This window comes from Rhizobium sp. 01L410, from assembly GCF_056400165.1.
Genome location: NZ_JBFTST010000019.1, coordinates 1 through 12,762 on the forward strand (window position 1 = coordinate 1; position 12,762 = coordinate 12,762).

The 12,762-nt window shown below is 61.2% G+C and carries 17 protein-coding genes and 1 pseudogene; 11 read left to right on the top strand and 7 right to left on the bottom strand.

Going from position 1 to position 12,762, the window contains the following annotated elements; genetic code table 11:
- From AC1DV9_RS27885 to AC1DV9_RS27905, 5 genes and pseudogenes are all read left to right on the top strand, one after another.
- Nucleotides 1-97 (top strand): annotated as a pseudogene (locus AC1DV9_RS27885) (IS110 family transposase); the annotation flags it as partial.
- Between the two features lie 227 nt (nt 98-324).
- On the top strand, nt 325-765 hold the full coding sequence (locus AC1DV9_RS27890; protein WP_477951010.1) for a c-type cytochrome: 441 nt from the start codon (nt 325-327) through the stop codon (nt 763-765).
- A 105-nt stretch (nt 766-870) separates the two neighbouring features.
- Nucleotides 871-1,785 carry a c-type cytochrome gene (locus tag AC1DV9_RS27895; protein WP_477951012.1) on the top strand — a complete coding sequence of 305 codons (915 nt, stop codon included), beginning with the start codon at nt 871-873 and terminating at the stop codon, nt 1,783-1,785.
- 88 nt (nt 1,786-1,873) lie between these two features.
- Complete coding sequence (locus tag AC1DV9_RS27900) at nt 1,874-2,080, top strand: type II toxin-antitoxin system HicA family toxin (protein ID WP_477951014.1); 207 nt, start codon at nt 1,874-1,876, stop codon at nt 2,078-2,080.
- On the top strand, nt 2,077-2,418 hold the full coding sequence (locus tag AC1DV9_RS27905) for a type II toxin-antitoxin system HicB family antitoxin (RefSeq protein ID WP_112389826.1): 342 nt from the start codon (nt 2,077-2,079) through the stop codon (nt 2,416-2,418). Before AC1DV9_RS27900 ends, AC1DV9_RS27905 begins: the two co-directional genes overlap by 4 nt.
- Before the next feature lie 86 nt (nt 2,419-2,504).
- Here AC1DV9_RS27905 and AC1DV9_RS27910 read toward each other — a convergent pair whose 3' ends face one another.
- A complete protein-coding gene (locus tag AC1DV9_RS27910) occupies nt 2,505-2,897 on the bottom strand; it encodes an ester cyclase (RefSeq protein ID WP_477328610.1) in 393 nt (130 codons plus the stop codon).
- 297 nt (nt 2,898-3,194) lie between these two features.
- On the opposite strand from AC1DV9_RS27910, the gene AC1DV9_RS27915 reads away from it, so the two are divergent.
- A complete protein-coding gene (locus tag AC1DV9_RS27915; protein ID WP_477951016.1) occupies nt 3,195-4,160 on the top strand; it encodes a phytanoyl-CoA dioxygenase family protein in 966 nt (321 codons plus the stop codon).
- Nucleotides 4,161-4,175: 15 nt separating this feature from the next.
- On the opposite strand, the gene AC1DV9_RS27920 is transcribed toward AC1DV9_RS27915, so the two are convergent.
- Together AC1DV9_RS27920 and AC1DV9_RS27925 are read right to left on the bottom strand one after the other, a co-directional pair.
- Nucleotides 4,176-4,670, bottom strand: a complete 495-nt coding sequence (locus tag AC1DV9_RS27920; protein ID WP_112389829.1) for a GNAT family N-acetyltransferase — start codon at nt 4,668-4,670, stop codon at nt 4,176-4,178.
- Between the two features lie 223 nt (nt 4,671-4,893).
- Nucleotides 4,894-5,040 carry a hypothetical protein gene (locus AC1DV9_RS27925; protein WP_477951018.1) on the bottom strand — a complete coding sequence of 49 codons (147 nt, stop codon included), beginning with the start codon at nt 5,038-5,040 and terminating at the stop codon, nt 4,894-4,896.
- 371 nt (nt 5,041-5,411) lie between these two features.
- Between AC1DV9_RS27925 and AC1DV9_RS27930 the strand changes: the two genes are divergently transcribed.
- Complete coding sequence (locus AC1DV9_RS27930) at nt 5,412-6,521, top strand: DegT/DnrJ/EryC1/StrS aminotransferase family protein (RefSeq protein WP_112517253.1); 1,110 nt, start codon at nt 5,412-5,414, stop codon at nt 6,519-6,521.
- Nucleotides 6,522-6,535: 14 nt separating this feature from the next.
- Here AC1DV9_RS27930 and AC1DV9_RS27935 read toward each other — a convergent pair whose 3' ends face one another.
- Nucleotides 6,536-7,105 (bottom strand): acyltransferase, encoded by a 570-nt coding sequence (locus AC1DV9_RS27935; RefSeq protein WP_477951020.1) that lies wholly within the window; start codon nt 7,103-7,105, stop codon nt 6,536-6,538.
- 237 nt (nt 7,106-7,342) lie between these two features.
- On the opposite strand from AC1DV9_RS27935, the gene AC1DV9_RS27940 reads away from it, so the two are divergent.
- Nucleotides 7,343-8,200: a glycosyltransferase family 2 protein gene (locus AC1DV9_RS27940; protein WP_477951022.1), complete on the top strand. Its 858-nt coding sequence runs from the start codon at nt 7,343-7,345 to the stop codon at nt 8,198-8,200.
- Nucleotides 8,201-8,252: 52 nt separating this feature from the next.
- Here AC1DV9_RS27940 and AC1DV9_RS27945 read toward each other — a convergent pair whose 3' ends face one another.
- From AC1DV9_RS27945 to AC1DV9_RS27955, 3 genes are all read right to left on the bottom strand, one after another.
- Nucleotides 8,253-8,801 carry a redoxin family protein gene (locus AC1DV9_RS27945; RefSeq protein ID WP_477951024.1) on the bottom strand — a complete coding sequence of 183 codons (549 nt, stop codon included), beginning with the start codon at nt 8,799-8,801 and terminating at the stop codon, nt 8,253-8,255.
- Between the two features lie 151 nt (nt 8,802-8,952).
- Nucleotides 8,953-9,669, bottom strand: a complete 717-nt coding sequence (locus AC1DV9_RS27950; protein WP_477951026.1) for a hypothetical protein — start codon at nt 9,667-9,669, stop codon at nt 8,953-8,955.
- Nucleotides 9,670-9,711: 42 nt separating this feature from the next.
- A complete protein-coding gene (locus AC1DV9_RS27955) occupies nt 9,712-10,356 on the bottom strand; it encodes a MarR family transcriptional regulator (protein ID WP_477951028.1) in 645 nt (214 codons plus the stop codon).
- 115 nt (nt 10,357-10,471) lie between these two features.
- On the opposite strand from AC1DV9_RS27955, the gene dmeR reads away from it, so the two are divergent.
- From dmeR to bla, 3 genes are all read left to right on the top strand, one after another.
- Nucleotides 10,472-10,744, top strand: coding sequence for a Ni(II)/Co(II)-sensing transcriptional repressor DmeR (gene dmeR / locus AC1DV9_RS27960; protein ID WP_477951030.1), 273 nt, complete (start codon nt 10,472-10,474; stop codon nt 10,742-10,744).
- Nucleotides 10,745-10,762: 18 nt separating this feature from the next.
- Nucleotides 10,763-11,716 (top strand): CDF family Co(II)/Ni(II) efflux transporter DmeF, encoded by a 954-nt coding sequence (gene dmeF, locus AC1DV9_RS27965; RefSeq protein WP_477951032.1) that lies wholly within the window; start codon nt 10,763-10,765, stop codon nt 11,714-11,716.
- A 77-nt stretch (nt 11,717-11,793) separates the two neighbouring features.
- The gene (gene bla, locus AC1DV9_RS27970) at nt 11,794-12,681 is read left to right on the top strand and encodes a class A beta-lactamase (RefSeq protein WP_477951034.1); all 888 of its coding nucleotides are present in this window, start codon (nt 11,794-11,796) and stop codon (nt 12,679-12,681) included.
- Nucleotides 12,682-12,762: the final 81 nt, after the last annotated feature.

Below are 12,762 nucleotides of genomic sequence, written 5' to 3' on the forward strand. Positions count from 1 at the left end.
CAAGCCGAAGATCGTCGCCCTCGTCGCAACCATGCGAAAGCTCCTCACCATCCTCAACGCTATCATCCGGGACGCAAAACCATGGCAAAGCGCTTGACGCCAAAGACAGTCGCTCTCCCCTCGGGGAGAAGGGGAGGGGCGCGGCAGCCGGATGAGGGGCCACCGACGCCAACGTCGCGCAAGTTCGATAGCGCCCTACCAATTTGAAATCCCTGTCATATCACCCAATTGTTACTTCGCGGCCCAAAGAAACTTGCCATCATGCGGCCGCGAATAAGAGGCGCCGGGATTCTAAGCCCTCGGTATCCAAGAGGAGTCTGCAATATGAAATTCAAAGCGATAGCGGCGGCTGTCATGGTTGCCGGAATGACGGCCACGGCTGTCTTCGCTCAGGACGGCACGCATGAAGCGCGTGAAGCCATGATGAAGAAGATCGGCGGTTCCGTCGGCGCCATGTCGGCCATTGCCAAGGGCGAAAAGCCCTATGATGCCGAAGCCATCAAGGCGGCGCTGACCACCATTTCGGAAACCGCCAAGGCGTTTCCCGACCAGTTCAAGCCCGGCACCGAGCAGGGCGACAAGGAAGCCAGCCCGAAGATCTGGGAAAACATGGCGGACTTCAAGGCGCGCGCCGACAAGCTCAGCACCGACGCCGATACGATCCTCGCCCAGCTTCCGGCAGATTCCGCCGGTGTCGGTGGTGCGCTGAAGACCCTCGGCGCCAATTGCGGCGGCTGTCATCAGGCCTACCGCCTGAAAGAATAGCGGTAGGCCTTTCCCATCCTTGAAGCTTTCGGTCCGTTCCCGTCTTGCCGCGGGTGCGGGCCGGTTTATGTTTAGATGCAGTGATTGCGAAAAGGGGAGCGGCAGATGGTCCGCAGGTTCATCCGGTTCTTGCTCTGTCTGATCGGCGTCGCCGTTCTCGGTGGCGCCGCTTTCTATTTCATCACCGCCCCCAATCCGCTGCCCGAGAGCCACTGGGCCGGTCTTGGCGAAGCTGATCTCAAGAATGGCGAAATGGTCTTCTGGGCCGGCGGCTGCGTCAGCTGTCATGCAGCACCGGGCTCGCAGGGCGATGCCAAGCTGACGCTCGCGGGCGGTCTGGCACTGAAGAGCCCCTTCGGAACCTTCCACGTTCCCAATATCTCCCCGGATGAGAAGGCCGGGATCGGCGCCTGGACGCTGGCGCAATTCGGCAACGCCATGAAGCGCGGCGTCGGCCCGCAGGGTCAGCATCTCTATCCGTCCTTCCCTTACGGCTCCTATGCGCGCATCAGCGACAAGGATGTCGTCGACCTCTTCGGCTACATCAAGACCCTGCCGAAAAGCGAAAACGTCGCGCCGCCGCATGAACTGCCGTTCCCCTACAATATCCGCCTGGCGCTCGGCGGCTGGAAGTTCCTGTATTTCAACGATCAGCCCCGCGTCGTGCTCGCCAATGCCGACGACAAGCTGAGGCGTGGCCAGTATCTCGTCGAGGGCCCCGGCCATTGCGGCGAATGCCATACGCCCCGCGACGCGCTCGGCGGCTTCAAGCCCGACATGTGGCTGGCAGGCGCCCCGAATCCCGAAGGCGAGGGACGCATCCCCAACATCACCCCCGGCGGCCAGGATGTCGGCAACTGGAGCGAGGCCGACATCGCCAACTACCTCGAAACCGGCTTCACCCCCGACTTCGACTCCGCCGGCGGCTCGATGACCGAGGTCCAGCAGAACATCGCACACCTGCCGAAGAGCGACATCGAGGCGATCGCCGCCTATCTGAAGGCAGTGCCGAAGCGGTAATGCTTGCAAAAAATGCTAGCACCGCTTATCTTGCCACGAGATGAATGGGCGCCACAAACGGACATTGCAGTCAGTCTTTCGCGATCAGGTGTCCGGCTCGATCGTGTGGGATGACATCGAAAGCCTGTTGCTGGCTGCCGGTTGCGTCATTGTCGAAGGAAGCGGCTCGCGCGTGCGGTTCGAAAAGGACGGCAAACTGGCTTTCTTCCATCGCCCGCATCCGGAAAAGGAAGCCAAGCGCTACCAAGTGAGGGATGCCAGGCGCTTCCTGCAGTCATTGGGAGTTGAGCAATGAATGTGATGAGTTACAAGGGTTATGCTGCCCGCATCGAATTCGATGCCGAAGATGAAATCTTCTTCGGCAATATCGCCGGAATTTCCGATGTCATCGGCTTCCATGCCAACACCGTCGAAGACCTGAAAAGCGCCTTTCACGAGGCCGTCGACGACTATCTCGAGACCTGCCGCAAGATCGGCAAGGAGCCGCAGAAGAGTTTCTCCGGCAAGATGATGTTCCGCGTCGATCCGGATGTGCACGCCCGCGCCGCAAGGGCGGCCGAATTGGCAGGCAAGAGCCTGAACCAGTGGGCGGAAGAAGTGCTGGCGAGCGCAGCGGATAAGTCTGCGGCGTAATTTTGTTGTTGGACGTCAAGACGTGTCTCAACTTCCCTTGTTCTCGTGACGGGCACAGGAATTAGCGCAGTGAGATAGCACGCAGCCTACATCCCCAGCTGCCCCTCGATCGCCGCCTTGTCGATCACCGACCAGACTTCACGCACCTTTCCATCCTCGAGCCGGTAGAACACGTTCTCCGCAAAGGTGAGGCGCCGGCCGTTGACCGGCAATCCCATGAATATCCCAACGGGCGTGCAATCGAAGGTAAGGCGGGCGGCGATGTAAGGCGGATCGGCGGCGAGCAGTTCGATGCTGAAGCGAAGGTCGGGGATTTCGCGATAATCCTGCTCCAGCATGGCGCGATAGCCGGCCACGCCGAACGGCCGGCCATTGTGATGGGCGTCGGGATGGACGAAGGCGTCGAGCCGGGGCCAATCCCGTGCATTCAGGCAGGCGATGTATTGACGGTAAATCTCTTCCAGCTTGTCCTTTGTCACAGTGGTACCATTCCTTATCTGCCGCCAGCCCTCTCCGATCGAGTTAATCCGAAAGGAGTATAGAGGTTCCATATCTCCTCCGTGCGTGATGCTGCCCGGAAGAGGTTGCAGGTGAATATACAGTCGCGCCATGGTTATATTTAAGTTTAAAAAGTATTATTCCATCCAGCGAGAACAAATAAATGCCGCATTGCAGCACAATTGTTTCCGTGCTGCCCGATGCTTGCCGCCTTGGCGAGATCTCATCCGTGACTGACTGAAGAACGCTCTGGTCTTCCGTAAGAAAAGGATAGTTGAATGCACGGCATATCTGTCTCCCGGAATAATGATCTTGAAGCCGTCGCCCGCAAAGGCGGCAAGCTGCGCCGCATGGCGGTGCGCATCCCGACCTATCTTGCCGATGTCAGGGAGAACCCGGCCTGGCTGCCGATGTTCCTGCTGGCGCGCACCATTCCAGGCCGCCGCGCCCATTGGCTGACGGCAAGGCGCGTTAATGACGGGGAACAGGCGCTGCCGTCGATGTTCGAGGGAGCCGCAGTGGAAGATGTCGTCGCCAGCCTCAGGGGCGAGGGGCTGTTCTCGGGGCTCGTGCTGCCGGAGGGCATTCATCGGCAGATCGCGCGCTTTGCTGCGGAGACGCCGTGCTTCGGCAATTTCGATCGCCGCATGGAATTCCTGGCGCCTGAGCACCGCGATGCCGAGAAACGCTTCGGCCGCCCGCTGCTCAGCGGTCACCATTTCGAGCGGGCTCTGGATTGCGATGCCGTGCTTGCTGTCCAGCGCGATCCGCTACTGTCGGCGGTCGCGAGGCAATATCTTGGCGCCCAGGCGCAGCTCATCACCACCCGCATCTGGTGGAGCTTCCCGACCGAAGCCAGCGAAGCCGATCGCAGCCTCGCCTCGCTCGACAAATATCACTTTGATCTCGACGACTGGCGGATGCTGAAGTTCTTCTTCTATCTCGTCGATGTCGACGAGGGCACCGGCCCGCATGTCTATGTCAGGGGCAGCCATAGAAGGCGTAGCGTCAGGCATCAGCTGACCCTGCTGGTCGGTCACCCTGCCGACGAAATCCTGGATTACTATGGCAGCGATAGCGCCGTGACGCTGACCGGCAAGGCCGGGCAGGGCTTCGTCGAGGATCCCTTCGGCTTCCACATGGGCACGGTGCCTGTCACCGCGCCCCGGCTGATGATGGAGGTCGGCTTCGGCGTCTCCAAGCCATCCCGGCGCCGCTTCCACGGCGAGCCGGTGATCCGCTGAAACGCCTGAAGGCGCTCAGGCGAGCGCCTGCATATAGCGCATGCCGGTCACCGGGCGCGCTGTGAAATCCATGTACTGGTAGAAACGATGGGCCTGGATATTGCCGGTCGCGGCGCTGACCGAAAGGTAGTCGCAGCCGGCACCCTTTGCCGTCTCGCGGGCGCGGTTGACGAGATGCTGCCCGATACCGTGGCCGCGATGGCCGTCGCGCACGAAGAGATGGTGCAGATCCATGCCGCGCTTGCCTTCCTGGGCGCGATAGAGCGGGCAGAGGATCGCGTAGCCGATCAGGCCTTCATCGGTTTCCGCCACCAGCGCGGTGATCCATGGCACGGTGCCGAACAGGTCACGCTCCAGCTGTTCCATCGTCGATGCCGAGGCATCGCCATGGTGGATGGCAAGCAGGTTGATCATGTCGTTGAGTTCGGGCAGATCGCGCGGCTTGGCCGTGCGGATGGTCACCACCGGCGGGCGGATCAGCGAAATTTCACTGTCTTCGATTTCAATCATGGCCTTCGCGTCCTTGTGTGTTTCTGCCGTCAGGACGCTGCTGATACAACAAAGCCGCCTGACGGCGGCTTGTTGACAATATGATCTGTCGGGCCGCCCTCTAGAGGTACAGCCAAAAGTACGAGCGGTTGATGTGCGCGTTCTGGATCATGGGATGATAGATTCTCCAGAACGGAAACTTTGTCAATGGCACTTCGGGCAGCCTTTGGAGGTATGCCTAGAATTAGCAGAAGGCATAGATCAGCCCGGCGATTGCCGCGATGCAGATCACCGTCAGCGCCCCGCGCTCGATCCGCCCGCTCATCGCGGCCACCATGCGGCAAGCGATGAAAGGCTGAAGATCAAGACGACAAGCGCCATGATCGCGCACCAGCCAAGGATCCGGCGGACGGCCGGTGGAGCGCGCAGCAGATAGGTTTTCAATCCGGCTGGAGGCCGCGCCATGGGCTCAGCGGACGTCACATCCGGCCGTTCGTTTTCCGTATTCGCCATATGGGCGACCTCGCAATGCCGCTCAATGTCAGCCGTTGCATCCCCATGAAAGCGCGCCGGAATGGATGCTACACCGGCAACCCTATTCTGGCTTTTGCATTTGACATGTCAGCGAAGATAACCGCGCGCCAGAAACTTCGCGAACTGCAGGAGCGCGCGCGTGGATGGCCAAGGCAAGTTTGACAAAAGCTATGGATGCAAAGGTCCTCGCAACGATCCCGCGACGGATTCTCTCACCAAGTGGCCCTGATGAAAAACGAGAAGATTTTTGTTACCCGACCCAGCTTGCCGCCACTGGAAGAATTCATTCCATCGCTGGAGAAGATATGGGACAGCAAGATCCTGACGAATGGCGGGCCTTTCCACCAGGAGCTTGAAGAGCGTCTCGCGGAACATCTTGGCGTCGGTTATGTGAGCCTGTTTGCCAATGGCACGATGGCTCTGCTGACCGCGCTTCAGGCATTGCGCATCACCGGCGAGGTGATCACGACCCCGTATTCGTTCGTCGCCACCTCGCACTCGCTTCTGTGGAACGGCATCCAGCCTGTATTCGTGGATATCGACCCTGTCACGCTCAACATCGATCCGGCACGCATCGAAGGCGCCATCACCCAGCACACGACGGCGATCATGCCGGTTCATTGCTACGGCCATCCCTGCGATGTCGATGCGATCCAGCGCATCGCCGACAACTACAATCTCAAGGTTATTTATGATGCCGCCCATGCGTTCGGCGTCGAAGACCATCGCGGCAGCGTCCTGAATTACGGCGACCTTTCTGTCGTCAGCTTCCACGCGACCAAGGTCTTCAACACGTTCGAGGGCGGCGCCATCGTCTCTCCCGACGCCAAGACCAAGGCACGGATCGACAATCTGAAGAATTTCGGCCATGTGGGCGAAGTGACGGTCGTGGCACCCGGCACGAACGGAAAGATGAGCGAATTCAATGCAGCGCTCGGCGTTCTGCAGCTGAAATATGTCGATGTCGCAATCGAGGCACGTTCCCGGATCGATGCCGCCTATCGCGAGCAGCTTGCGGGCATCAAGGGCATCCATTGCCTTGGCGCATCAACGGAAACGGTCGCCAACTATTCCTATTTCCCGGTCCTCATCCGTCCGGATTTCCCGATGTCGCGCGATGATGTCTACGACCGGCTCAAGGATCTCGGCATTCATGCGCGGCGCTATTTCTACCCGCTGATCTCAAGCTATCCGATGTATCGTAGCCTGCCATCCGCCGGCACCGGCAATCTTCCGGTTGCGACGGAAGCTGCGTCCCAGGTGCTTTGCCTGCCGATCTACCCGGATCTGGAAATGGCGACGGTGGAGAAGATCACCGATTTCCTGCGCTCGGCGTAACCGCCCTTGCTTGATTAGCCTCTGTCCAGCATCGCCTTCTCATGGTCGAGAAAGGTGCGGCTGCGTGGCTTCAGGGGGCGGGCTGGATTGCCGGCATAGATCATGAAGGGTTCGAGGCTCTTGTTGATGAGTGTCATCGCGCCGGCAGCAGCGCCTTCGCCGATCGTCACGCCGGGAAGAACGACTGCGCCGGTGCCGATGATCGCATGGCGGCCGATCGTCACCCCTTTGGAAATGACGTTGGTGAAATCGGCAGGAACCGTCGGGTTGGTCAGCCATTCGCCGCTATAGTCGTCGCTTCGGGCATAGATCGAAACGCGTGCCGACAATCCACTGAAGCTCTCCATGGTGATCCGCGCGTCACCCTTGCCGCCATGCAGAGTGCAGTGGCTGGCGATGTGGATATAGTCCTGCAGCACGATCTCGCCGCTGAGAATGGTGAAGTCGTCGATCCGCACGTGATCTCCGAGGCTGATCGCCGGGGCGCCGTAGATGCGGGCAAATCTGCTGACCTTGCAGTTCTTGCCGAACGCTTTCAGGCCCAGCGCATGCAGCTCGTCATATGACAAAAAGCTATCGGTCATCGCAAATATCCCCATCCCGATCGTCAGATCCAACTTGCCATCATGTCTAACCGATTCGACGCGCGGCCGCGGCATACCCGTGGGAATTCACATTTTTGCATGACATTCGAATCGGCTAGTGTCGAAGCTGTAGGCCATGCAGCGCCGGGCTTTTGCGGTTCGCATGCAGGTTCAAAGTGAAATTCATCATGGCTGCCGAAATCCGGTTTCGGCCTTAATTTGAGAGCGAAGTCATTCATGAAATTTGTTGCGCTTATCGGACTGATAGACGAGGCCGACTGCATCGGCACTTGCATCGACTATCACCTTGCGATCGGCTTCGACCATATTGTCGTCACCGATATCGGATCGACTGACGGCAGTATCGAGATCGTCAAGGATCGCATCGCGGGCACCTCGCGCGTCTCCCTGCTGCACGCGGGCCTCGATCTCCGCAGCACCAACTGGCCCGGACGGATGCTGGAATTTGCCGTTACCGAGCTCAAGCCCGACTATGTGGCGCATATCGATCCCGATGAATTCTGGATCCCCTATGGCGGAACGCTGGCGTCGCTGCGCGATCCCGGCCAGGCCGATGTGATGAGTGTGCGGCGCTACAATGCCGTTCAGAATGTCGATGAGGTCGTCAACGGCCGCCAGCTCGATCCGGCGCGGTTCCGAGAACAGATCGTCTATATCGAACGCGCTCCCGTCGATGCCAACAGCCCGATCGGCACGCCGATCTATTCCGGCGCTATCGGTCCCAAGGTGATGCACCGGGGTGTCGGCGCGCAACTTTCACTCGGCCATCACTCCGTTGCCAGCCCGCAGCTGAAGACGCAGGTTGTTCCGGAAGATCTTCTGATCCTTCATTTTCCGATCTCGAGCTATGCCAAGTTCGAGCAGAAATACCGGAATGCGGCCGCGACGCTTGCGGCAAATCCGCAAATGCACCCGACCGCCGCCTGGCATTGGCGCCGCCTGGCCAAGGCGATCGAGCAAGGCACGCTCGACGAAGAATATCGCCACCAGCTCTTCAGCACGGAGCAGATCGAACGCCTTTCGACATTGGGCCGGGTCGGTCCTCTGGAAGGCGTGTTCGCCCGTCGCGCATAGCTGACGCTCTGCACTGCCGGCGGCCTGTCATCCGGGCCGCCGGTCGTGATCATTACAGCTCAGGTAGTGCACAACGCCCGCCCGCACAGCCATCGGCGTCCACGTCCGCCTCCGTAGGTGCCGGAATGGGTGCCGCCAGCGCCATGGCGATCCGGGCGCCGACGGCCATGTCGTCTTCGACACCGAAGGCGTGATGCAGGATGGTGCCGTCGCGGCCGATGAGCACCGAGGAGGGCGTGCCGCGCAATCCGTAGCGGCGCATCGTCACCGGAATGTCCGACTGGCCATCCGCCAGGTCGACGCCGATCGGCGAGGCCAGCCGGTATTCGTGGATAAACGCCTTCAGCGTCACCGGCGTCATCGCCTCGTGATACTCGAAGACGGTATGCAGGCCGATGACCTGCAGGTCGGTGTGGCCGAAGAGCCGTTCGATACGGCGCACCTGTGGCAGGCTTTCGGCAACGCAGCCCGGGCAGAGCAGCTGGAAGCTGTGGAGATAGATCACCCTGCCGCGCAGGCTCTCGAGGGTGAGCGGCGTTTCGGTATTGAACCATTGGCTGACGGCGAGTTCCGGCGCGTTGATGGCCGTTTCGTTCGGCATTGCTTTGATCCTTTCGTGAGCCGGCCCACCCCGGCGCGGTTGCAAACGGCGCATCGGGGGTAGTAAGGCTGGGCGGCTTTCTCTTTTCCATTTGCCTGGAGAGAGGAACATGCCGGTCCGCCGATGGCAGTTGGCGGACCGGCGCCCCCGTTTACTTGGCGGGCATCACCTTGCCGGGAAGGCTGAGATTGCCCGAGGCGACCTTGAAGACATTGTCGACGCAGAGCAGCGGCGAATGCAGGTTGCCGTTGATTTTCAACCCGGCCGTGACGCCGTCATAGGACGCGCCCTTGATGCCGCCGATCAGCGACAGCGGGATGGTGACATCGACGGTATCGCCCTTGAGCGCAGTCGGATAGTCCGGGCTGTCGATCAAAAGCGGCACGCCGGGCCAGGTGGCCGGCAGCTTCGGCTTGCTGCCTTCAGGAATGTCGCTGACCTTCAGCCCGCCGGCGCAGGCCTTGTCCTCGTTCAGCACCACCCAATGCGGATGCCAGACGGAGCGGTTCTGTTTGCCATAGGCGGCATCGTCGAAATCCGGATGAAAGGTGACGGCGAGCGCCACGATGCCCTTGTTCTTGTCGAAGCCGATATCGCCGCTGTTCAGCGATGTCGGCCAGACATAGGCATAGACGCCGGATCCTTCGAACTTGCCCGTTGCGGCGGGCTTTTCGCTGCCTGCCTCGCCGCGCACCCGGGTCGAGAACACGGCGCTATCGTTGGTGGTGGTGATCCGCGTCTCGATGATGTCGAACGCGGCCTTCACCTTGCCGTCGAGTTTTGCATCGACTGAGTGGGCGGTGGCGAAATTCGGCGCAAGCGCCAGCGTTCCGGCGATCAGCGCGCCGGTCAATAGAGGCCTTAACATGGTCGTTTCCTTTTCTGTTCCTGTTTGCCTGGAGAGGTCTGCCTATCCCTTTTGAAAGGCGTCCCAGGTGGCAGCCCGGGTTGCCGGATCGGCAGTTTCATGCTCGCGGCAATCGACGCGGAAATCGCGCTGACCGAAGGCCGCATTCACGAAGTCGCAATGATGCGGCTTGGCCGCGTCATCGTGCTGGTAGGGCCGGAAATAGCGGCAGGTGGCGCACATGCGCTGCACCGGTATCGCCTCGGCCTTCTGGAGATGCCGGATCATCTTGACGATCGACATCAGCAAATCTTCCTGTTCGTCAGCGGGGAGGGCGCGTGCCGCCGCCGCAGCCGATCCTTCGGCCGCGCTCGCCTCGGCAAGGATCGCGCGTCCCGCGGCTGTCACCGCCACTGCCGCCGCGCGCTTGTCTCCGGCCGCCGTCGCCTTTTCCGCATAGCCCTTGCGCTCCAGTGCCGCGATCGAATCCGTCGCCGTCGGCTGCGAGACGCCGAGATGGACGGCAATCTCCTTGACCCGCACCGGCTGGTCGCGCCCGGCTAGGTAATCGAGGATCGCCAGCTGCGTCGGCTTCAGGCCGGTCGCTTCGGCGCGCGTCCAGTCGTCGCTGCGCATCGCCACGGCCAGGCGCGCAAGGCCTTCGCTGATGCGATGTGAGATCGGGGTCGGGTCCAGAGGCGTTTCCATAGTGCTTATATATAGGAGTCCTATATAAATTCAAGATGCGCCTGCGCCAGCTTGGCTCTTTCGTGAAAGCTCACGCAATGATAGGGTACCCCCCTATATTAAATCGAGAGCAGAGATGTCCCACACCCAGCACCACAAGAAAAAGCTGATCGCGCGTATCGGCCGCCTGAAGGGCCAGCTCGATGCCGTCGAGCGGGCGCTGGAGGCCGAGCGGCCCTGCGGCGATATCCTGCAACTGCTGGCCTCTATCCGCGGCGCGCTGAACGGTCTGACCGGCGAGGTGCTGGACGATCACCTGCATGAGCACGTCCTGCACGCCGCCGATGAAAAGGCGCGGGCGGAAGCTGTCGAAGAGATTTCGGAAGTGCTGCGGACCTATATCCGCTAGAGACCTGAGGACTGCGCAATGACTGCGAACACGCTTGAACATGATCACGTCTTTCTGGGCGCCGATCACGACCGCAACGAACGCCGCATCTGGCTGGTGATCGCTCTCACGGCTGTCATGATGGCCGTCGAGATCGGGGCGGGGACCTATTACGGCTCCATGGCGCTGGTCGCCGATGGCTGGCACATGTCGACCCATGCAAGCGCGCTGCTGATCTCGGCCTGCGCCTATCTCTATGCCCGCAGGCAGGCGCATAATCCGCGCTTCACCTTCGGCACCGGCAAGCTCGGCGATCTCGCCGGTTTCGCCAGCGCCATCATCCTCGCCATCATCGCCCTGCTGATGGCCTGGGAGAGCTTTCTGCGCATCGCCCATCCGGTGCCGATCAGCTTCTCGCAGGCGATTGGCGTCGCCGTTGCCGGTCTCGGCGTCAATCTGGTCAGCGCCTGGCTGCTGAGGGGCGAGGGCCATCATCACGGCCATGATCACGGTCACCATCACCACGGCGATTACGCCCATCATGGCCACGGTAACCGCGGCGCCGACAACAACATGCGCGCCGCCTATATCCACGTCATCGCCGATGCGCTGACCTCGGTGCTTGCCATTGCCGCACTCGCGCTTGGCAGCGTCTATGGCTGGCTGTGGCTCGATCCGCTGATGGGCATCGTCGGCGGCGTGATCATCGCGCAATGGTCCTTCGGCCTGATGAAATCCTCCGGCCGCGTGCTGCTCGATGCGATGGAGGAGAACGAGGATCTGCCCGGCGGCATTCGCAAGCTGATCGAAACCGGCAGCGACCGCATCACCGACCTGCATGTCTGGCAGGTCGGCCCCGGCCACCATGCGGCGATCGTCGCCCTCGTCAGCCCCGATCCGCAGCCGCCGGAAACCTACAAGACGAAACTTCAGGCGCTCGGCGAATTGTCGCATGTGACCGTCGAGGTCAGCCGAGCAAGGGCTGCCGCCTGATAACTTTATCGAGGCGGCGGGATCGCGCCACAATCGCTCCTTAATTCTGTCCTCCGGTGATTCTGCCGGAGGATTTCATGCCCATTGCCCTGTCCCGCCGGAGCCTGCTCGTCAGCTCTGCGCTTCTCTATCCCTCGCTGATGCTGGCGCCATCTGCGCGTGCCGATGACGACGATGTCGATCAGCAGCTGGCGGCATTGGAAAAGCGCACGGGCGGCCGTCTCGGCGTCTCGGTCATGGACACCGGCACCAATGTCAGCTTCACCAACCGGGAGACCGAACGGTTCCCGTTGCTCAGCACCTTCAAGGTTCTGGCCGCGGGCATGGTGCTGGCCCGGGTTGACGGCGGCGACGAAAACCTGGAGCGCCGCGTCACCTACGATCAGGACAAGCTCGTCACCTATTCGCCCGAGACGGAAAAGCATGTCGGCGCCGAAGGCATGACCGTCGGTGAACTCTGCAAGGCGGCGATCACACTCAGCGACAACACCGCCGGCAACCTGCTGCTCGACAGTCTCGGCGGTCCGGCGGCGCTCACCAAATGGCTGCGCTCGATCGGCGACACGTCGAGCCGTCTCGACCGCACCGAGACCGAGCTCAACGAAGCCAGGAAGGATGATCCGCGCGACACGACGACGCCGGATGCGATGCTCGATACGCTGGGCAACCTGGCGCTCGGCACGGTTCTGTCGGAGCCCTCGCGCCAACAGCTGATCGACTGGATGATCGCCAACACCACGGGCGCTGCGCGCCTGCGGGCCGGCCTGCCGGAAGAGTGGAAAGTGGGCGACAAGACCGGCACAGGCAGCAACGGCTCCGCCGCCGATATCGCCATCATCTGGCCTGAGGAAAGCGCCTCGCCAATCCTCGTCGCTGTCTATGTCGCCGAGGCGACGGCTCCGGTGTCCGAACTCAACGATGTCTTTGCCGAAGTCGCCAAGCTCGCCGCCGGCATGCTGCAATAATAAAATAATCAAACGCCATCAAAGAGATCGGGCGGAGATGTGAATCTCCGCCCGATCTCTTTGAATCAGAATCTGAAGTCT

Coding starts and splice junctions, on each gene's coding strand:
- AC1DV9_RS27890 (WP_477951010.1), top strand. CDS start 325: ATGAAATTCAAAGCGATAGCGGCGGCTGTCATGGTTGCCGGAATGACG.
- AC1DV9_RS27895 (WP_477951012.1), top strand. CDS start 871: ATGGTCCGCAGGTTCATCCGGTTCTTGCTCTGTCTGATCGGCGTCGCC.
- AC1DV9_RS27905 (WP_112389826.1), top strand. CDS start 2,077: ATGAATGTGATGAGTTACAAGGGTTATGCTGCCCGCATCGAATTCGAT.
- AC1DV9_RS27915 (WP_477951016.1), top strand. CDS start 3,195: ATGCACGGCATATCTGTCTCCCGGAATAATGATCTTGAAGCCGTCGCC.
- AC1DV9_RS27920 (WP_112389829.1), bottom strand. CDS start 4,670: ATGATTGAAATCGAAGACAGTGAAATTTCGCTGATCCGCCCGCCGGTG.
- AC1DV9_RS27930 (WP_112517253.1), top strand. CDS start 5,412: ATGAAAAACGAGAAGATTTTTGTTACCCGACCCAGCTTGCCGCCACTG.
- AC1DV9_RS27935 (WP_477951020.1), bottom strand. CDS start 7,105: ATGACCGATAGCTTTTTGTCATATGACGAGCTGCATGCGCTGGGCCTG.
- AC1DV9_RS27940 (WP_477951022.1), top strand. CDS start 7,343: ATGAAATTTGTTGCGCTTATCGGACTGATAGACGAGGCCGACTGCATC.
- AC1DV9_RS27945 (WP_477951024.1), bottom strand. CDS start 8,801: ATGCCGAACGAAACGGCCATCAACGCGCCGGAACTCGCCGTCAGCCAA.
- AC1DV9_RS27950 (WP_477951026.1), bottom strand. CDS start 9,669: ATGTTAAGGCCTCTATTGACCGGCGCGCTGATCGCCGGAACGCTGGCG.
- AC1DV9_RS27955 (WP_477951028.1), bottom strand. CDS start 10,356: ATGGAAACGCCTCTGGACCCGACCCCGATCTCACATCGCATCAGCGAA.
- dmeR (WP_477951030.1), top strand. CDS start 10,472: ATGTCCCACACCCAGCACCACAAGAAAAAGCTGATCGCGCGTATCGGC.
- dmeF (WP_477951032.1), top strand. CDS start 10,763: ATGACTGCGAACACGCTTGAACATGATCACGTCTTTCTGGGCGCCGAT.
- bla (WP_477951034.1), top strand. CDS start 11,794: ATGCCCATTGCCCTGTCCCGCCGGAGCCTGCTCGTCAGCTCTGCGCTT.